At 41.2% G+C, this 19,172-nt stretch carries 16 protein-coding genes and 1 tRNA gene; 11 read left to right on the top strand and 6 right to left on the bottom strand.

Annotated features, from left to right (window positions below; all coding sequences use genetic code 11):
• Positions 1-233: 233 nt before the first annotated feature.
• Together thiL and lepA are read right to left on the bottom strand one after the other, a co-directional pair.
• Positions 234-1,280 (bottom strand): thiamine-phosphate kinase, encoded by a 1,047-nt coding sequence (gene thiL, locus KIH23_RS01815; RefSeq protein WP_213210939.1) that lies wholly within the window; start codon positions 1,278-1,280, stop codon positions 234-236.
• Positions 1,281-1,492: 212 nt separating this feature from the next.
• Positions 1,493-3,289 carry a translation elongation factor 4 gene (gene lepA, locus KIH23_RS01810; protein ID WP_213210938.1) on the bottom strand — a complete coding sequence of 599 codons (1,797 nt, stop codon included), beginning with the start codon at positions 3,287-3,289 and terminating at the stop codon, positions 1,493-1,495.
• 257 nt (positions 3,290-3,546) lie between these two features.
• Here lepA and dusB point away from each other — a divergent pair, with 257 nt between their 5' ends.
• Positions 3,547-4,539: a tRNA dihydrouridine synthase DusB gene (gene dusB, locus KIH23_RS01805; RefSeq protein ID WP_213210937.1), complete on the top strand. Its 993-nt coding sequence runs from the start codon at positions 3,547-3,549 to the stop codon at positions 4,537-4,539.
• Between the two features lie 88 nt (positions 4,540-4,627).
• On the opposite strand, the gene KIH23_RS01800 is transcribed toward dusB, so the two are convergent.
• Both KIH23_RS01800 and rbfA read right to left on the bottom strand, forming a co-directional pair.
• Complete coding sequence (locus tag KIH23_RS01800) at positions 4,628-5,833, bottom strand: ABC transporter permease (RefSeq protein WP_213210936.1); 1,206 nt, start codon at positions 5,831-5,833, stop codon at positions 4,628-4,630.
• A gap of 1 nt (position 5,834) precedes the next feature.
• Positions 5,835-6,227, bottom strand: a complete 393-nt coding sequence (gene rbfA / locus KIH23_RS01795; protein WP_213210935.1) for a 30S ribosome-binding factor RbfA — start codon at positions 6,225-6,227, stop codon at positions 5,835-5,837.
• A 241-nt stretch (positions 6,228-6,468) separates the two neighbouring features.
• Here rbfA and mce point away from each other — a divergent pair, with 241 nt between their 5' ends.
• Together mce and KIH23_RS01785 are read left to right on the top strand one after the other, a co-directional pair.
• On the top strand, positions 6,469-6,873 hold the full coding sequence (gene mce, locus KIH23_RS01790; RefSeq protein WP_213210934.1) for a methylmalonyl-CoA epimerase: 405 nt from the start codon (positions 6,469-6,471) through the stop codon (positions 6,871-6,873).
• 89 nt (positions 6,874-6,962) lie between these two features.
• A tRNA-Ile gene (locus KIH23_RS01785) sits at positions 6,963-7,036 on the top strand.
• A gap of 422 nt (positions 7,037-7,458) precedes the next feature.
• Here the strand turns inward: KIH23_RS01785 and KIH23_RS01780 are convergent.
• Positions 7,459-8,046 carry a riboflavin synthase gene (locus KIH23_RS01780; RefSeq protein ID WP_213210933.1) on the bottom strand — a complete coding sequence of 196 codons (588 nt, stop codon included), beginning with the start codon at positions 8,044-8,046 and terminating at the stop codon, positions 7,459-7,461.
• Between the two features lie 58 nt (positions 8,047-8,104).
• Here KIH23_RS01780 and pdxA point away from each other — a divergent pair, with 58 nt between their 5' ends.
• From pdxA to accC, 6 genes are all read left to right on the top strand, one after another.
• The gene (pdxA, locus tag KIH23_RS01775) at positions 8,105-9,166 is read left to right on the top strand and encodes a 4-hydroxythreonine-4-phosphate dehydrogenase PdxA (protein ID WP_213210932.1); all 1,062 of its coding nucleotides are present in this window, start codon (positions 8,105-8,107) and stop codon (positions 9,164-9,166) included.
• 81 nt (positions 9,167-9,247) lie between these two features.
• Entirely contained in the window at positions 9,248-9,784 is a 537-nt protein-coding gene (locus KIH23_RS01770) for a YceD family protein (RefSeq protein WP_213210931.1), read from the top strand.
• 9 nt (positions 9,785-9,793) lie between these two features.
• Positions 9,794-9,991, top strand: a complete 198-nt coding sequence (gene rpmF / locus KIH23_RS01765) for a 50S ribosomal protein L32 (RefSeq protein ID WP_213210930.1) — start codon at positions 9,794-9,796, stop codon at positions 9,989-9,991.
• A gap of 165 nt (positions 9,992-10,156) precedes the next feature.
• A complete protein-coding gene (locus tag KIH23_RS01760; protein WP_213210929.1) occupies positions 10,157-11,161 on the top strand; it encodes a beta-ketoacyl-ACP synthase III in 1,005 nt (334 codons plus the stop codon).
• Positions 11,162-11,183: 22 nt separating this feature from the next.
• Positions 11,184-11,666 carry an acetyl-CoA carboxylase biotin carboxyl carrier protein gene (accB, locus tag KIH23_RS01755; RefSeq protein ID WP_213210928.1) on the top strand — a complete coding sequence of 161 codons (483 nt, stop codon included), beginning with the start codon at positions 11,184-11,186 and terminating at the stop codon, positions 11,664-11,666.
• A 10-nt stretch (positions 11,667-11,676) separates the two neighbouring features.
• Positions 11,677-13,023: an acetyl-CoA carboxylase biotin carboxylase subunit gene (accC, locus tag KIH23_RS01750; RefSeq protein ID WP_213210927.1), complete on the top strand. Its 1,347-nt coding sequence runs from the start codon at positions 11,677-11,679 to the stop codon at positions 13,021-13,023.
• Between the two features lie 152 nt (positions 13,024-13,175).
• Here accC and KIH23_RS01745 read toward each other — a convergent pair whose 3' ends face one another.
• Positions 13,176-17,111, bottom strand: a complete 3,936-nt coding sequence (locus KIH23_RS01745; protein ID WP_410505110.1) for a reprolysin-like metallopeptidase — start codon at positions 17,109-17,111, stop codon at positions 13,176-13,178.
• Between the two features lie 239 nt (positions 17,112-17,350).
• On the opposite strand from KIH23_RS01745, the gene KIH23_RS01740 reads away from it, so the two are divergent.
• On the top strand, positions 17,351-18,463 hold the full coding sequence (locus tag KIH23_RS01740; RefSeq protein WP_213210926.1) for an NAD(P)/FAD-dependent oxidoreductase: 1,113 nt from the start codon (positions 17,351-17,353) through the stop codon (positions 18,461-18,463).
• Between the two features lie 3 nt (positions 18,464-18,466).
• Complete coding sequence (gene mtgA, locus KIH23_RS01735; RefSeq protein ID WP_213210925.1) at positions 18,467-19,144, top strand: monofunctional biosynthetic peptidoglycan transglycosylase; 678 nt, start codon at positions 18,467-18,469, stop codon at positions 19,142-19,144.
• The last annotated feature ends 28 nt before the right edge of the window (positions 19,145-19,172 follow it).

Here is a 19,172-nt window from a genome sequence, read left to right as displayed (position 1 = left end):
GCGGGAAACCGTAATGAGTTTTGAGGGAAACCACAGACGAGTATCAAGAGGCATGTATTAATTTAGCCATATGTTTAACGAGGTAGTAGTCGTAAACATAAAAACACAAAGTAGTGCTTTTGATTCGCCTTTTTTGCCCCAAACAAAAAACTTTAAAATCTTCACTACAACATATAGAAAAAGCGGCAAATTAGGGAGTGCCGCTTTTTTTATGTCTATAAATCAAAGATGTATTATTCGCTGAGTGCATCCCAACCGCGCGCCTTGAGTGGAATTTTAGTGTTGGCTCTGGTAACTAAATGTATGCCTTCTGCCGCCTCGGTCATGTGTCCAATGATGGTCAAGTCCGGATTGGCTTTGATTTTATCAAAATCGTTCATGCTCATCGTAAACAACAATTCGTAATCTTCACCGCCGTTGATGGCAATGGTTGTTGCATCTAAGTTGAACTCTTCACAAGTGCTGATGAATTGCGGGTCAATGGGCAATTTATCTTCATATAAATTACAACCCACGCCCGATTGCTTGCACAAATGCATGATTTCTGACGATAGTCCGTCTGAAATATCAATCATCGAGGTTGGTTTTACTTCGAGCGCATGCAACAAAGTTCTGATGTCAGTGCGCGCCTCAGGTTTGAGTTGACGCTCTACCAAATAAGCATACGTCGATAAATCAGGTTGTGCATTCGGATTCACTTGAAACACTTGCTTTTCGCGTTCTAAAACTTGCAAACCCATATAAGCTGCGCCTAAATCACCACTGACGACCAGCAAATCATTGGCTTTGGCGGTATTTCTATACACCAATTCCTCGTCTTGAGCCACGCCCAAAGCCGTAATGCTCAATATCAATCCTTTTTGAGATGAAGTCGTATCGCCGCCCACCACATCAACTTTATATTTTTGCGCCGCGAGCGTAATTCCGGCATATAATTCTTCTAAAGCTTCGAGCGGAAATCTGTTTGAAACCGCCACCGAAACGGTAATTTGAGTCGGCTGAGCGTTCATGGCGCAAATGTCAGAAAGGTTCACCACAACAGCTTTATAACCCAAATGTTTGAGCGGCATATAGGCCAAGTCAAAATGTACGCCTTCAATGAGCAAGTCGGTTGAGATGACCGTTTTTTTGCCGGCAAAATCCAACACCGCCGCATCATCGCCAATGCCTTTTTGGGTTGAAGGTTGTTGCATTTCAAAATGACGCGTCAAATGATCAATCAAACCAAACTCGCCTAATTGTGCCAAGTTGGTGCGCTGTGGGTTTTTATCTTCTAACATTTTTTATTTTTTAGAGCCTGAGAGCCTGAGAGCCTGAGAGCCTGAGAGCCTGAGAGCCTGAGAGCCTGAGAGCCTGAGAGCCTCTTGTAAATTTGAGCGGTAAAGTTACAAAGTTTGGCTAGTTTATTACAATAAATAATGCCTAACAAAAAGCCCGACAACTTTCATCATCGGGCTTTCTTATCTTTGGCACTCAGCAACTCAGCTGCTTATTAATCATTCAGCTTTAGAACTGCCATAAATGCTTCTTGCGGAATTTCAACATTTCCTACTTGACGCATTCTCTTTTTACCTTTTTTCTGTTTCTCAAGAAGTTTTCTTTTACGTGAAATATCACCGCCGTAACATTTGGCCGTAACGTCTTTTCTAAGCGCTTTTACGGTTTCACGCGCGATGATTTTGGCACCAATCGCCGCCTGAATCGGAATATCAAACTGCTGACGCGGTATGAGTTCTTTGAGTTTTTCGGTCATTTTCTTCCCGATGTTATAAGCGTTGTCGGCATGAATCAAAGCCGAAAGCGCATCAACACCATTGCCGTTTAACAAAACATCCACTTTTACCAAGTTAGAGGCGCGCATGCCAATCGGATGATAATCAAACGAAGCATATCCTTTAGAAACGGTTTTCAAACGATCGTAAAAATCAAATACAATTTCGGCCAGCGGCATATCAAAATTGAGTTCAACACGCTCAGTAGTCAAATAAGTTTGGTTGGTGATAATACCTCTTTTTTCAATACACAAACTCATCACATTGCCCACATAGTCTGATTTGGTAATGATGGTTGCTTTGATAAAAGGTTCTTCAACGCGATCAAGCCTTGAAGGTTCGGGCAAATCCGAAGGGTTGTTCACCACAATGGGCACATCAATGTCTTTTTTGGTATACGCCAAATACGAAACGTTTGGAACCGTTGTGATCACGGTCATATTGAACTCGCGCTCCAATCGCTCTTGAATGATTTCCATGTGCAACATGCCCAAGAAACCACATCTAAAACCAAAGCCCAAAGCCGCAGAACTCTCGGCAGCAAAAACCAGCGAAGCATCGTTGAGTTGCAATTTCTCCATAGAGTTGCGCAACTCTTCATAATCTTCGGTATCTACCGGATAAATCCCGGCAAAAACCATCGGTTTCACATCTTCAAAACCGGTAATCATATTGGTGGTTGGCGTTTTGGCATCGGTAATGGTGTCACCAACTTTGACTTCTTTGGCTTCTTTAATACCCGAAATCAAATAACCTACATCGCCGGTTGAAATCACATTTTTCGGAACCTGATTAAGTTTCAAAGTTCCTACTTCATCCGCAAAATATTCGTTTCCGGTGGCCATAAATTTAATTTTCTGACCTTTTTTAATCTCGCCGTTCACGACTCTAAAAATAACTTCAATGCCGCGAAACGGATTATAAACACTGTCAAAAATCAGCGCTTGAAGCGGTTCTTGCGCATCGCCTTTCGGAGCCGGAATACGCTCAATAATGGCGGCCAAAATATTTTCAACGCCAAAACCGGTTTTACCCGAAGCGTGGATAATTTCTTCTAATTTACAACCCAGCAAGTCCACAATGTCATCGCTTACTTCTTCAGGGTTCGCACTGGGCAAATCCACTTTGTTGAGCACCGGAATAATCTCTAAATCATTCTCTAAAGCCAAATACAAGTTTGAGATGGTTTGCGCCTGAATACTCTGCGCCGCATCTACAATCAACAACGCGCCTTCGCAAGCGGCTATCGAACGCGAAACTTCATACGAGAAATCAACGTGCCCGGGCGTATCAATCAAATTCAAGATATAATCTTCGCCTTTGTATTTGTATTCCATCTGAATCGCGTGGCTTTTGATGGTAATCCCGCGCTCGCGTTCCAAATCCATATTGTCGAGCAATTGCGCTTTTTCTTCACGAGCACTTACCGTTTGTGTAGCCCCGAGCAAGCGGTCGGCCAAGGTGCTTTTGCCGTGGTCAATGTGTGCAATAATGCAAAAATTTCGAATGTTCTTCATCTTCAGTACAAGGTCAAATCGCCTTTTTTAGGCTGTTTTTTGGGCGTGCCCCTCGTCATACTTCCTCGGGTCGGGTCATTCGCTGTATCTTGGGTTCTGCTTTGCGCCACCCAAGGATGCCGCTGCTGCCCCTCACGCACTTGGCTGCAAATATAGTCCAAACTTCATCAGCCTCAAAGCCCTAATAAATAAAAGAATAAAACACATCAAAGAGGTGTCAAGTTTTTCTGTAACTCAAAAAAACTTACTTTTGCGCCATGATCAAAATCGGAAACATAGAATTACCCGAATTCCCGTTGTTGTTGGCACCTATGGAAGACGTGAGCGATCCGCCGTTTCGTCGTTTGTGCAAAACCCACGGAGCCGATTTGATGTTTAGCGAATTTATCTCGTCTGAAGGGCTGATTCGCGATGCCATTAAAAGCAAACAAAAGCTCGATATTTTTGACTACGAGCGTCCGGTGGGCATACAGATTTTTGGCGGAGACGAAGAAGCCATGGGGCTTTCGTCCAAAATTGTCTCAACGGTGAATCCGGATTTGATTGATATTAATTTTGGTTGTCCAGTTAAAAAAGTGGTTTGCAAAGGCGCCGGAGCTGCGGTTTTAAAAGATGTTGATTTGATGGTCAGACTTACCGAAGCGGTAATTCGCGGAACGCATTTGCCGGTCACGGTCAAAACGCGTTTGGGTTGGGACGAAAACATGATCAACATTGACGAAGTAGCCGAGCGTTTGCAAGATGTGGGCGTACAAGCCTTGTCAATTCACGGGCGAACGCGCGCGCAATTATATAAAGGCGAAGCCGATTGGTCGCACATAGCGCGCGTTAAAAACAATCCGCGGATTAAGATTCCGATTTTTGGCAATGGCGATATTGATTCGGTGGAGAAAGCGCTTGATTACAAAAATCGCTACGGAGTGGATGGCATCATGATTGGCCGCGCCGCGATTGGTTATCCGTGGATTTTTAACGAAATCAAACACTACGCAAAAACCGGTGAGAAACTACCGCCGCCGAGTATGCAAGATCGTATTGATGCCGCGCGCAATCATTTGACTTGGGCTATGGAATGGAAAGGCGAATGGACCGGAATTGTTGAAACCCGTCGTCATTATACCAATTATTTTAGAGGAATCTCGCACTTTAAAGAATACCGACACAAATTAGTCACCTTAGACAACAAAGATGATTTGTACCGCGCATTTGACGAAATCTCGAAAGCGTTTGCCGATTATTCGTTTGTGTAATAGGTTGTTCGGAAAGCTAAAGCCGCGCTAGGGGTTGCAGCTGGGTGCCGTGCACCGCGAAAAACCCGGGCCGCAGGCAGCGCCCCAATTAAAATTGTTCGAGTAATTTTTTGGTCACTCGGCTTGAGGCAATCCACGAGGCCAATAAGCCTAAACCAGAGATGGTGGCCAATACCAATAACACATTCTGCACCGAGAAAACGACCGGATAGGCCAAGTTGGGCGTAATCATGACCCATTGAAATTGTTGTTGCAGCAAGACAACCGCAATGCCTAAAACCAGTCCGATACAGCCGCCCACAATACTTAAAAGTGATCCTTGAAACATGAAAATAGAACGTAAATGTTTGACTTCAGCGCCCAAATTATACAGCGTTTTGAGGTTGTGTTTTTTGTCTAGAATCATCATAATCAGCGCGCCCACCAAGTTGAACAAAGCCACAATAATCACCAAGGTAAAAATGAGATACACCGCAATATTCTCGGTGTTGAGCATTCGGTACAAACTTTCGTTGAGCTGTGCCCGGGTTTTGATGGCGGTGTTTTTCGGAAACAACTTTTGAAGCTCGCTGACCACGGCTTGCTCACTGGCGCCGGGTTTGAGTTTACATTCAATACCCGAAATTTGGTTGGGTTTAAATTCGAGCAAGGCTTGCGCTAAGGTCAAATCGGCAAAGACGTATTTTGAGTCGAGGTCTTCATTAATAGCATATATGCCTACCGGTGCGAGTTTGCATCGATTGAAGGCTTCATCGGGATTTTCAATGGCGCCGCGTCCGGCTTTGGGGACAAAAACTTCAAAAGGGTGGTTAAAATCAAACAAGCCCATCGAGAGTTTTTGGCAAATGCCATAACCTACCACAACTTGGTTGGAGTGCTTTTCAAGCCATTGGCCTTGATACATTATTTTATGCACCGGATTCACCCGCTCAAAAAGAGAATCGACACCTTTTATATAGGTAACTTGTTCTTTGCCATCAAACAAAAACAAAACGCGTTCTTCGATGATTTTGCTGCTTGAGGCTAAACCTTTTATTTTTTTGATTCCGATTTCTTGCGCCGGAGTTATTTGAAGTGTTTTTCCGAAGGTGCTCGTGATTTTTAAATCAGGATCAAATTCGTTGGTAAATGAAAGGCTGAATTCTTTGAGTCCGCTAAAAACCGACAAAACCACAAACAAAGCCATGGAACCAACAATTACTCCGAGTGCCGCAATGCCATTGATGATGTTGATCGCGTTGTTTTTACTCGCGCTTTTGAGGTAACGTTTGGCTATGTACAGCGGAAAATTCACACTAAGCTTTTCTGCGGCGAATTAACAGATCGCGGTTTTCAATTGGGTTTTCTTTTTCAGATAATGCTTGGTCAATCTTTTCGATGTAATCAAGCGAATCGTCAATAAAGAAAACTAAATTAGGCACTTTGCGCAATTGCAAACGAACGCGTTGTGACAAATCGTGTTTGATGAGCGGTGCGTTTGATTTTACTGCAGCGAGAATTTCAGGCGCTTTGTCTTGCGGAAAAATACTCAAGTACACCGATGCAATGGATAAATCAGTGGTGACGCTTACTTTTGATACAGAAATAATCAGATTGGTAATGTTGTTTTTACGAACCTCACCTTGAAGAATATCTACCAAATCGCGCTGAATTACACCGCCAATTTTTTTCTGTCTATTTGTTTCCATGCCGCAAAAATACGTTTTTTTTACTTGTATGCCACGGTCGTTGCAGGTTCATTTTAGGGGTCAGGAACCTGCTTTTCGTATAACCCGAGCGAAGCGAATAGGCCGAAAACAAAATTTTAAATATTATTTTTGAGAGGCAATCTTTAGCTCGTTCCTCGTAAAAGGATATCGGCTCTATCAGGGCTAGGGGCAAATTTGTATCTTTGACTTCAGGATAAAATCAAAATAGCAGTGATTAAGCATGAGAAAAATTGAACACATCGGCATTGCCGTAAAAGATTTAAAGTCAGCCAATGAAGTTTATGAAAAACTCATGGGTCAGCCACCGTATAAAATGGAGTCAGTTGAAAGTGAGGGCGTCAACACTTCGTTTTTTATGAGTGGACCGAATAAAATTGAGTTGCTTGAAGCTACAAATCCTGAAAGCCCGATTGCGAAATTCATTGAAAAACGCGGCGAAGGCATTCACCATATTGCTTTTGATGTAGCGGATATTGTGTCTGAAATTGCCCGCCTTAAAGCTGAAGGTTTTGTGGTCTTGAACGAACAACCCAAAAAAGGAGCCGACAATAAATTAGTAGTTTTTTTGCATCCGAAAAATACTTTGGGCGTTTTGGTTGAGTTGTGTCAAGAAATTTTAGAGTAATCGGTTATATCCCGCGCAAATACTGATTTTGCCCAAAAAAATAGTTGCAGGGTTATAAAAATAACATTAATATTGCAACCAAATTTAAAGGTCCTATAGCTCATTCGGTTAGAGCAACTGACTCATAATCAGTAGGTGCTTGGTTCGATTCCAAGTGGGACCACTAAGAAGACTTTCTTTGTATGAGAGTCTTTTTTTTTAACGTAAAACTAAAATGGTTTTTTTTACGTTAATTTAACTTGTTGTTAAAAGTTGTTTTTAATTGAGCTCTTTTTAGCATTAAAACCAATTGTAAACCAAAAAAAAATTTTGACAGAAAGAATTTTTACTTACTTTTACGCCCTATGAAAATTGTCCCGAACATTTTTTTATTGGTTTTGTTGATGGTAAGCGCCTCAGCTACGGCCATACCAAGTAATGGGCCACCGCCTCCAGGAATTCCGCCTCCAGGTCTTCCGATAGATGGAGATTTGGTTTCAATGGCTGTTATTGCGGTAATGTTTGGGTGTTACAAAATATACAAATCAAAATTTTCTCATAAAAAAACTCCGGTCTAAGCCGGAGTTTTTGTTTTTTGACAAATAGTTATTTTTTCTGATATAATCGACTCACATATTTGCCAATCACATCAAATTCTAAATTGACTTTGGTGCCAATTTGAAAGTTTTTGAAGTTGGTGTGCTCGTGTGTATATGGAATAATGGCTACACTAAAACTATGCTCTTTTGAATCAACAACAGTTAAACTCACACCGTTTACTGTAATTGAACCTTTTTCAATGGTTATATTGCCAAGGTCAGGGCTGTATTCAAAAGTATAATACCAACTTCCGCTTGCTTGTTGAATATCAGTGCATAGCCCCGTTTGATCAACGTGCCCTTGAACGATGTGCCCGTCTAACCGATCTCCGAGTTTCATGGCGCGTTCAAGATTAACTATGTCGCCGGTTTTCCAGTCGCTCATATTGGTTTTTTCAATGGTTTCTCGGATGGCTGTTACAGTATAAAGGTCGTTTTTAATAGCAACAACAGTTAAGCAAACACCATTATGAGCAACGCTTTGATCAATTTTGAGTTCTTGTGTGACTGAACTTTGTATGGTAATGTCAAGATTATCTTGATTTTTTTTAATCAAATGAACGATTCCGAGGGTTTCAATAATTCCGGTAAACATCTTTGGTTTATTTTACTAAATTTGCACGTCAAAATTAGCAATAATAACGCGCTGCTCCATGAAAAAAAACGAAAATATAATTGTCGGAATCTCCATAGGTGACTTGAACGGAATCGGAAGCGAAGTAGTTTTAAAGACCTTTGAAGATGCTCGAATGTTAGAGCTCTGTACGCCCGTTATTTTCGCCAATGTCAAGATTCTCTCGTTTGTAAAAAAGACCTTTGAATCAACCTCTACCTTGCACGGCATTGACCATATTAATCAACTCATTCCCGGAAAAATTAATGTTTTAAACGTTTGGAAAGAGCCAGTTGATTTGAACTTTGGACAAATTGACGATAAGGTTGGCGCTTATGCAATCAAGTCGTTTGCTGCTGCAACAGCGGCGCTCAAAGAAGAACAGATTGATGTTTTAGTTACGGCACCCATCAATAAATATAATATTCAGTCAGACGATTTTAAGTTTCCGGGGCATACCGATTATTTGAATCAACAACTTAAAGGCGATTCGCTTATGCTGATGGTTCACGATCGTTTGCGCGTGGGGCTTTTGACTGATCATGTTCCGGTAAACGAGGTGGTTAAACATTTAACTCCGGCATTAATAGCTCAGAAAATAGAAACCATCAACCGCACTTTGATTCAAGATTTTGCCATTACCCGACCTAAAATCGCCGTATTGGGCTTGAATCCGCACAGTGGTGATAATGGTGTGATTGGCAAAGAAGAAATTGAGATGTTTTCACCAACTATCAAAGAATTATTTGATAAAGGGATTATGGTTTTTGGACCTTTCCCTGCGGATGGATTTTTTGGCAATCAGCAATATGAAAAATACGATGCTGTTATTGCGGCTTATCACGACCAAGGGTTGGTTCCGTTTAAAACTTTGTCGTTTGGAAAAGGAGTAAATTATACTGCTGGGCTTGAAAAAATCAGAACATCACCTGATCACGGAACTGCTTTTGACATTGCGGGAAAAGGCCAAGCTGATTCCGGATCATTTAAAGAAGCGGTTTATTTAGCTCTGGATGTTTTTCACAATCGGATTCAACACTTCGAAATCAGTAAAAATCCGATGAAAGTCCGTGAAAAACAAGCTGAAAAAAATAATAGGTAAAAAAAACACACCAAGGCTTTTGTGTGTATAATTATTTTATATCTTTGCGCTCCCGATTCGTTCGGCCAAATTGTTGTTTAAATGAAGCAGTTAGATGAGTTCTTAATTCCTTTTGCGGGATTAAAGTTAGGCAAACATCAATTTGAATATCAAATCGGGAAATCGTTCTTTGAAGGCTTTAACTTTGATGAATATGAAGATGTTCAAGTTAAAGTAAATGTGGTTTTAGAAAAAAAGAGCACGCTTTTAGAGCTGGCTTTCAAGCATCAAGGAACAGTAAATGTTCCGTGTGATTTAACAGGAGAGTTGTTTGATTTACCTGTAAAAGGTAAAATTAAATTGGTTGTTAAGTTTGGTGAAGAATTCAACAATGAGAACGAAGAATTATTGATTTTGCCGCACGGAGAACATCAAGTTGATGTAAAACAATACATTTATGAAATGATTGTTTTGTCGGTTCCGCAAAAGAAAGTTCATCCCGGCGTTCAAGACGGAAGTTTGCAAACCCCGGCGCTTGATAAACTAAAATCGCTTTCAGTGGGCGAACCTAAAGCAGAAAAAGAATCAGAAACAGATCCTAGATGGGATCAATTAAAAAAACTATTAACGGATAAATAATAGATTAAAATGGCACATCCTAAGCGCAAAGTCTCGAAGACCAGAAGAGATAAAAGAAGAACACATTACAAAGCAACGGTTGCTCAAATTGCCACTTGCCCTGTAACAGGCGAAGCACATTTGTATCACAGAGCTTACTGGCATGAAGGAAAAATGTACTACAGAGGCCAAGTAGTTATTGATAAGTCAATCGAAGCTGTTGCCTAATACATTACAACAAAAGTTTACGAACTCTCACAACCTTTGTGAGAGTTTTTTTATTGGTGGTAATTTCGGTTAAATAAGCCGACCAAAACCATGTTGGTTTTATATTTTTTTGTAATTTCCACCCTTTATTAAATTTAGATTGTTTAGTAAAATAAAACAGTAAATATGAATACAATTACGGCCGCTATTACAGCTGTTGGCGCCTATTTGCCTGAGTATGTGCTCACCAATCAAATCCTTGAAACAATGGTTGATACCAATGACGAATGGATTACTTCACGTACCGGCATCAAAGAGAGAAGAATTCTTAAAGGCGAAAAATTAGGCACTTCATACATGTGTATCAAAGCAGCCGAAAATCTGATTCAAAAGAGCGGTATTGATCCGTCCGAAATTGATTTGGTTTTGGTTTCAACAACGACTCCGGATATGCCGGTGGCAGCAACTTCAGTATATGTTGCCACGCAGATTGGTGCCGTAAACGCTTTTGCTTTTGATATTCAAGCGGCTTGTTCCGGTTTTTTGTACGGAATGTCAGCCGCTTCTGCATATATACAATCTGGCAGGTACAAAAAAGTATTGCTTATCGGTGGTGATAAAATGTCATCGATTATAGATTACACTGATCGTGCAACTTGTATCATTTTTGGCGATGGAGCCGGAGCGGTTTTGTTCGAACCAAATTACGAAGGTTTAGGTTTTCAAGATGAATACCTCAGAAGTGACGGAATCGGTCGTGAATATTTGAAAATTGATGCAGGTGGGTCTATTTTACCTTCATCAAAAGAAACTGTTGAAAATCGCCAACATTATGTTTTTCAAGATGGAAAAACCGTTTTCAAATATGCCGTTACCGGTATGGCTGATGTAGGTGAAAAAATTATGCAACGCAATCATTTGACCAAAGAAGATATCAATTGGTTGGTTCCACATCAAGCCAACCGAAGAATCATTGATGCAACGGCTGAGCGAATGGGTGTAGACGAAAGCAAAGTGCTCATCAATATTGAGCGCTACGGAAACACCACTTCAGGCACTTTACCTTTATTGTTGCACGATTTTGAACACAAACTCCAAAAAGGAGATAACTTAATTTTTGCTGCTTTTGGCGGCGGATTTACTTGGGGTGCTGTTTATTTAAAATGGGCCTATAACACAAATAAGAACTAAAACACTAAAAACCGATATTACCATGGATTTAAAAGAAATTCAAAACCTGATTAAATTTGTATCCAACTCAGGCGTAGCCGAGGTAAAACTCGAAACAGGTGATATTAAAATCACTATTAAAACGACTGTTGAAGGAAACACTCCAGAAATTACATATGTTCAGCAAGCTCCTGTGGCGCAAGCTTTGCCACAAGCTCCTGTTGCTGCTGCGCCAGCTGCTCCGGCCGCTGCACCATCTGCTCCAGCCGCGGACGACAGTGCTAAATATGTAACCATTAAATCTCCGATTATTGGTACTTTTTATCGCAAACCATCACCTGATAAATCACCTTTTGTTGAAGTAGGTGCTAGCGTCGGAAAAGGCGATGTGCTTTGCGTGATTGAGGCGATGAAACTCTTTAACGAAATTGAATCTGAGGTGAGCGGAAAAATTGTTAAAATCTTGGTTGACGATATGTCGCCGGTAGAATTTGACCAACCTTTATTCTTAGTTGACCCTTCATAAATCGAATAAGATGTTTAAAAAAGTATTAATAGCCAATCGCGGTGAGATTGCACTTCGTGTAATTAGAACTTGCCGAGAAATGGGCATCAAAACAGTAGCGGTATATTCTACAGCAGACGCTGAGAGTTTACACGTTAAATTTGCTGATGAGGCCGTTTGTATCGGGCCTCCACCGAGCAATCTTTCCTATTTAAAAATGTCCAACATCATTGCAGCGGCTGAAATTACCAATGCTGATGCAATTCACCCCGGATATGGATTTCTTTCTGAAAATGCCAAGTTTTCAAAAATTTGTCAAGAACACGGAATCAAATTCATTGGGGCATCGCCTGAAATGATTGAAAAAATGGGCGATAAGGCAACTGCCAAAGCCACTATGAAAGAAGCTGGAGTTCCTTGTGTTCCGGGTTCTGATGGTATTTTAGAATCGTTTGAGCAAGCCAAAAAAGTAGCCAAAGAAATCGGTTATCCGGTGATGATGAAAGCTACTGCAGGTGGTGGTGGAAAAGGAATGCGCGCCATCTGGAAAGAAGATGAGCTTGAAAAAGCTTGGGAAAGCGCTCGACAAGAAGCTGCTGCAGCCTTCGGAAATGATGGAATGTACATGGAAAAACTCATCGAAGAACCTCGTCACATCGAGATTCAAGTTGTGGGTGATGCCTATGGAAAAGCCTGTCACTTATCTGAACGCGATTGTTCAGTTCAGCGTCGTCACCAAAAATTAACCGAAGAAACTCCTTCGCCATTTATGACAGATGATTTGCGTCAGCGGATGGGTGAAGCTGCGGTAAAAGCCGCAGAGTTTATTCAATATGAAGGAGCCGGAACGGTAGAATTTTTGGTGGATAAACACCGTAATTTCTATTTCATGGAAATGAATACGCGTATTCAAGTGGAACATCCAATTACTGAACAAGTAATTGATTACGATTTGATTCGCGAACAAATATTGGTTGCAGCTGGTGTGCCTATTTCTGGTAAAAACTATTTGCCACAATTGCACTCTATAGAATGTCGTATCAATGCCGAAGACCCATACAATGATTTTCGTCCGTCGCCGGGAAAAATTACCGTATTGCACGCGCCAGGTGGTCACGGAGTTCGACTAGATACGCATGTTTATGCAGGTTACACGATTCCGCCAAACTATGATTCGATGATTGCCAAGTTGATTACAACAGCGCAAACACGTGAAGAAGCCATCAACAAAATGAAGCGTGCTTTGGACGAATTTTATATTGAAGGTGTGAAAACAACCATTCCTTTTCACAGACAACTCATGGATGAGCCGGATTATGTGGCCGGTAATTATACCACCAAGTTCATGGAAACTTTTAAAATGAAAGGTTCAGAATAAATTCAAAATAAAAGAAAAGCCTCACTTTTGGTGGGGCTTTTTTTATTGTCCTACTGTTTATTTCAAGAAAAGTATTTCTGTTTTTGTCAGTTGTATTCAATAAAAAAAGCCACCTATACAAGATGGCTTTTTCGCGTTTTGTTTTATGTTAATTATTGCTTGATGAAACGTTTTACGCTGGTTTCACCGTTGGTGGTTACTTCAAGCATATAGTTTCCGGCTTTGATGTTCGATACATCAATGGTTCCGTCAAGAATAGTTCCTTTAGCAACTTGTTGGCCCAACATATTGTAGATGTTGTATGAGGCATTTCCTTCAAGAGTGATGTTTAACACATCTCCGTTGACTGGATTCGGATAAATAGTGTAAGAAATTGTATTGCTTGACAATTCTTCTCTTGCAGTAGATGTTATGTTTACAGTATAATCTTCAACTTGTCCGTATGAGAAAGCCTCGCATGATGTTGGAATAGCATTGTATTTCATAGATACACGCATTCTGGTGGCGCCTAAAGTAGCCGTAGCCGGAATGGTAATCGAGCCACTCACAGGAGTCGTTTTTGAAGCTGTTTTGGTCCAAACAGTTTCGCCTGCATCTGCAAAATCACCATCTTTATTGTAGTCAATAAATACAGCATATCCTTCATTATAGGTAGTGGCTGTCCAGCTTGGTGTAATGGTAATGGTATAAGCAGTACCTCTCACAGCATTGGTTGACTGAGCTGTAAAGTTTTCGTATCCCGCTGTACCGGTTGAGGTGTTGTTGATGGTTCCAAAAACAACTTTGCCAATTTTTTCATCCGCAGTACTGTTTCCTTGTGAAGTACAATAAGTTGTGGTAGCCGTTGAGGTAGTTACACTTACTGTATTGCTGGCAGCAGAAGCATTTCCGGCAGCATCTTTAGCAATCACGTAGAACGTATAAGTTGTAGCGGCAGTCAATCCGGTTACAGCATATGAATTAGTTGCTGAAGTAGCTTTGTAAATACCATTTTGATATACATCATATCCAGTAACTCCTACGTTGTCTGTTGAAGCCGTCCAAGTTAAATTGCTGGTGGTAGCTGTAGTTCCAGATGCTGCTAAAGCCGTCGGAGCCGTTGGAGCCGTAGTGTCAACAACAGCAGCTTGAATATTTAAAGTATAATCTTCAACTTGTCCGTATGAGAAAGCCTCACATGAAGTTGGAACAGCATTGTATTTCATTGAAACACGCATTCTGGTGGCACCTAAAGTAGCGGTAGCCGGAATAGTGAAAGAACCGCTTACTGGTGTAGTAGTTGAAGCCGCTTTGGTCCAAACGGTTTCGCCAGCATCAGCAAAGTCACCATCTTGATTGTAATCAACAAAAACGGCATAACCCTCAGCATATGTGGTTGCTGTCCAGCTTGGTGTGATGGTAATCGTGTATGCAGCACCTCTGTTTACATTAGTAGATAGAGTTGTGAAGTTTTCATAACCCGCAGTTCCCGTTGAAGTATTGTTGATGGTACCAATGGCTACTTTTCCGATTTTCTCATCAGCCGTGCTGTTTCCTTGTGACGCACAATAAGCCAATGATGCAGTTAAGGTTGTTACACTCACTGTGTTGCTGGCAGTTGAAGCATTTCCAGCTGCGTCTTTAGCAATTACATAAAATGTATATGTAGTAGTGGCCGTCAAACCTGTTACAGCATATGATGTAGTGGTAGATGTGGCTTTAAATACACCGTTTTGGTATACATCATATCCGGTAACTCCGATGTTATCTGTAGATGCTGTCCAAGCTAAATTTGTAGTTGTAGCGGTAGTTCCAGAGGCAGCTAAAGCAGATGGAGCAGATGGAGCGGTAGTATCAACCACCGGAGCCAAAGTAGTTACACTTACGGCATTGCTCGCTACTGAAGCATTTCCGGCAGCATCTTTCGCTTTAACGGTAAATACATAAGTAGTTGAAGCGGTTAATCCGCTAACAGTATATGAAGTTGCAGAAGTTGAACCCAAAAGAACACCATCTTTGTATACATCATAGCCAGTTACCGCTACATTGTCAGTAGCACCTGACCACGACAATGAAGTTCCGGTCTGTGTAGTTCCAGATGCGGCTAAAGTTGGTGCCGTTGGTGCAACGGTATCAGTTATTCCAGAAGTTATGGTGAAGTTGGTATTGGAAACATCAAAGAAAATATGATTGGTTCCTTTGATCATGATGCGGTTGGTTGTTCCTGGTGTGTTCGGAATGGTAACAGATTCAGTACCGTCATTAGGAGTAGCAGCCAATAAAGTTGACCAAGTATTTCCGCCATCTGTAGATAATAAAACATCTACATTGGCACAATTAACTCCGTTGGCTGTTGTTCCGGCCACATTCCAGGTAATGGTTTGTGCGCTTCCGCCAACATATGAAACTGCTGTGTTTGGAGCTGTTACCGCAAAAGGTCCAGCCGTTGCATTGATCGTTACAATCATGTCGTCGCTGTTGTTTGCGCTTCCGCCTGCTCTGTTATCGCGAACGGTAAATCTAAAGTTTAATGTTCTGGCTACTGATGGCAAAGCCTCAACTGTAACTTCAGAACCTGCAGTTGTCGTAGCTCCGGTAAGTACAGAAGCCATTCTTGGGAAATATCTTGTAGGCGTTGTTACTGGCGAATATGAACGGAAATTCACTCCGCTGGTTTTTGTAGCGCTTGGAGCGGTTGCATTGGTTTGAGAATCCATTTGCTCCCAATCATAAGTAAGCACATCACCATTTGCATCAGTACCCACACCGGTCAACATAAAAGGAGTGCTTTTAGGAACTGTATAATCCAAACCAGCATTGGCCGTTGGAATTGAGTTGCCTGTTGCAGTATTCACCGAACAAGTTTTAGCTTTAATATTATTAGTCACTTGTTGGATGCTCACAGCGTGAAAATAGGCATCAGAATGTGGCTGTACGTCAACCGAAGTAATTCCGGCATAACCCATAATGGTTGACCCGCTACCTGGCTCAACTTGAACTCCAGTGCCTTCATTGCTGTGGGTAAAAGTGTGATTGGCTCCAAATTGATGACCTAATTCGTGTGCAACATAATCAATATCGAAATTATCCCCCGACGGAATCCCATCGGCAGGTGAAGTGTATCCGCTACCTTTACCTAGCGGAACAGAAGTTGTTGGATTTACGCAAATACAACCAATACATCCTGCATTTCCGCCACCACCGGTTGCCCCAAATAAATGGCCTACATCATAATTAGCATTGCCAATATTATTGGTCAACGTGGTTTGTAATTCTTGATTCCAAGCACCTCCAGCTCCGGTTGCAGCAGCTGAATATGGATCAGAAGAAGCGGTGGTGTAAATCACCGTATCAGTATTGGCAATTAAAACCATGCGTGCGCCAAAATCTTTTTCAAAAACACCATTCACACGAGTCATGGTGTTGTTGATGGCCGCGAGTGCCAAGGCTTTGGTTCCGCCAAAATAAGCAGTATATTCACCAGTTACTGACATGGCCAAACGATAAGTTCTCAAAAGGGCATCATCTGCATTCGGACGAGCAGCCTCAGCACTTCCGCCTACAGTTACTGCATCGATCACACGACACTGAAACCCGTTGAGCGACGGCGTTTTGTCTGATTTGTTGTATACGCTATAGGTTTTTAAATCTGTAGTGTATGGCTCGATGAACTCAGCAGATTTGTTGGGTCTGAGCACCATTGTCTCTAATCCAAGTGGAGAAATACTGAAGTAAATGGTTGAACCCGGTTGGTCAATACTTTCGCCGATATACGATTTGATTTCAGTATATCTGGCCGCCAATTCTGGGTCCATGTTTGAAGATTCCTTAACGCGGAATTGCTCCATAGCACCAGCTGTATTTGGGAAAGAAACCACCAAATTTGATGGTCCGTTAGATATGAAACGCTTGGGAGCGCTTGACAAATTTTGCTTGAGTTGATTCACGTCAAGTTCAAACAATTGTGGATGATTTAAGGATTGTTTGTTCGCAAAAGTTACTGCGTCGGCTTTTGGAGCGGTAACTTTCCAGAGTGATTTTCCTGATTGGGCAAATGAAAATCCACTCACGGCCAATAAGGCCAATGAAAGTAATCTAGTTTTCATCATTTAAATTGAGGTTTGGGTTATCGAGCAAATGTATCATTTAATTTTAATTGATTGTTTCGTAAAGCAATGATTTATCAACATTTATTTTAAAAATTTAGATTCAAATTTGTGCTTCTTCTATCAGAGTAGTTATTTTTTTAAGATTAATTCATTTTCTGTAAAAAACGTTGATATCTTTTGAATGAATCAGCGCAAAAAAGCGGTTTTGCGTATAATTTTATCGAAATAATTTTAGGTTTATGTTTTTAAGTTATTGGGAAATAAACAGATGGTTTTCAGAGGTTGATTACACGATTGTTGGCAGCGGAATTGTCGGATTGCATGCCGCTTTACATCTGCGCGAGCGATTTCCGGAAAGCAAAATTCTCATACTCGAAAAAGGCATGTTGCCTGAAGGCGCGAGTACCAAAAATGCTGGGTTCGCTTGTTTTGGAAGTTTGACCGAAATCATGGACGATTTAAAAACGCATTCAGAAGAAGAAGTTGTTCAATTGGTTGAAAAACGTTGGAAAGGCTTACAATTGCTCAGAAAAAATTTAGGTGACGCCGCCATTGATTTTAAACCTTACGGCGGATATGAACTGTTTTTAGACAGTCAATCTTTGGCTTATCAAGAGGCCACACAAAAAATACGGTTTGTCAATGAAATTCTGCAACCTATTTTCAAAGCGGAGGTTTTTCACAAAGAAGTTGACCGATTTAACTTCAAAAACACATATGAATATTTAATTTTTAATCCGTTTGAAGCGCAAATTGATACCGGAATGATGATGCATGCTTTGCTGAAAAAAGCCATTTCAGAGAACATTCTCATTCTCAACAATCAAAAAGTGACGGCTTATAATGAAAACACTTCAGATGTTTCGGTGGCTTTGGGTGATTTTAGTTTTACCACCAAAAAACTACTCTTTGCTACCAATGGTTTTGCTTCAGAGCTCATTGGTCAAGCCGTAAAACCTGCTCGTGCTCAGGTTTTGATCACCAAACCGATTGTTGATTTAGACATCAAAGGGACTTTTCATTTAGAACAAGGTTATTACTATTTCAGAAATATAGGCAACCGAATTTTACTCGGCGGCGGACGCAATCTTGATTTTGAAGCCGAAACGACCACTGATTTGAGTCAAACCGAATTAATCCAAAATCGACTCGAATCACTCTTGCGCAAAGTAATTCTTCCGAATACCGATTATGAAATCGAACATCGATGGAGTGGAATCATGGGCATGGGCGCGAGTAAACGCCCTATTGTTGAGCGTTTATCAGAGCATGTTTACTGCGGCGTTCGCATGGGCGGAATGGGAGTAGCTATTGGAAGTTTAATCGGGCAGGAACTTGCCGAATTAGTTTAAAATATGATCAAAAAAATCATTCGTTTTGTTTGGAAATTTGCACTTTGGTTCATCGGGCTATCCATTTTATCAGTTGTTGTTTTTAGATGGGTTCCGATTCCAATCACGCCATTGATGATGACCCGCGCGGTTGAGAATAAATTCGACGGTAAAGACATGGTTTGCAGTCATGATTGGGTTCCGATTGAGCAGATATCAAAAAATCTACAAAAAGCTGTGATTGCGAGTGAAGATGCGAATTTTTTGCAACATCACGGTTTTGATTTCAATGCGATTCAAAAAGCGATGAAAAACAACGAGAAAGGCAAAAAACTCAAAGGTGGCAGTACAATCTCTCAACAAACGGCCAAAAATGTTTTTCTCTGGCAAGGCCGAAGTTATTTTAGAAAGGCACTCGAAGCTTATTTTACAGTTCTGATTGAAGTTTTCTGGAGCAAAGAGCGCATCATGGAAGTTTATCTCAACAGTATTGAAATGGGCGATGGTGTTTACGGAGCGCAGGCAGCTTCTGAATATTGGTATCGAAAACCAGCCGAGCATCTGACCAAAATAGAGGCGGCGGGTATAGCAGCCATCTTGCCCAATCCACGAAAATTTACAGCGACGAATTCCTCAGGTTATATCAACCGAAAAAAAGGACGTATCGTAAAACATATGAGCTACGTAAAACTCGATTATTAAAAAGAAAGGCGCCCGATGAAGAGCGCCT

Origin of the sequence: Flavobacterium sp. CYK-55, assembly GCF_018413465.1 — a bacterium.
In the GTDB taxonomy this organism is placed as follows: Bacteria; Bacteroidota; Bacteroidia; order Flavobacteriales; family Flavobacteriaceae; genus Flavobacterium.
Note: the sequence above shows the minus strand (reverse complement) of the source record. Positions and strands in the feature narration are given on the sequence as shown.

Coding starts and splice junctions, on each gene's coding strand:
- KIH23_RS01780 (WP_213210933.1), bottom strand. CDS start 8,046: ATGTTTACCGGAATTATTGAAACCCTCGGAATCGTTCATTTGATTAAA.
- mtgA (WP_213210925.1), top strand. CDS start 18,467: ATGATCAAAAAAATCATTCGTTTTGTTTGGAAATTTGCACTTTGGTTC.
- accB (WP_213210928.1), top strand. CDS start 11,184: ATGGATTTAAAAGAAATTCAAAACCTGATTAAATTTGTATCCAACTCA.
- lepA (WP_213210938.1), bottom strand. CDS start 3,289: ATGAAGAACATTCGAAATTTTTGCATTATTGCACACATTGACCACGGC.
- rpmF (WP_213210930.1), top strand. CDS start 9,794: ATGGCACATCCTAAGCGCAAAGTCTCGAAGACCAGAAGAGATAAAAGA.
- KIH23_RS01740 (WP_213210926.1), top strand. CDS start 17,351: ATGTTTTTAAGTTATTGGGAAATAAACAGATGGTTTTCAGAGGTTGAT.
- mce (WP_213210934.1), top strand. CDS start 6,469: ATGAGAAAAATTGAACACATCGGCATTGCCGTAAAAGATTTAAAGTCA.
- pdxA (WP_213210932.1), top strand. CDS start 8,105: ATGAAAAAAAACGAAAATATAATTGTCGGAATCTCCATAGGTGACTTG.
- KIH23_RS01745 (WP_410505110.1), bottom strand. CDS start 17,111: ATGATGAAAACTAGATTACTTTCATTGGCCTTATTGGCCGTGAGTGGA.
- dusB (WP_213210937.1), top strand. CDS start 3,547: ATGATCAAAATCGGAAACATAGAATTACCCGAATTCCCGTTGTTGTTG.
- KIH23_RS01760 (WP_213210929.1), top strand. CDS start 10,157: ATGAATACAATTACGGCCGCTATTACAGCTGTTGGCGCCTATTTGCCT.
- rbfA (WP_213210935.1), bottom strand. CDS start 6,227: ATGGAAACAAATAGACAGAAAAAAATTGGCGGTGTAATTCAGCGCGAT.
- accC (WP_213210927.1), top strand. CDS start 11,677: ATGTTTAAAAAAGTATTAATAGCCAATCGCGGTGAGATTGCACTTCGT.
- KIH23_RS01770 (WP_213210931.1), top strand. CDS start 9,248: ATGAAGCAGTTAGATGAGTTCTTAATTCCTTTTGCGGGATTAAAGTTA.
- thiL (WP_213210939.1), bottom strand. CDS start 1,280: ATGTTAGAAGATAAAAACCCACAGCGCACCAACTTGGCACAATTAGGC.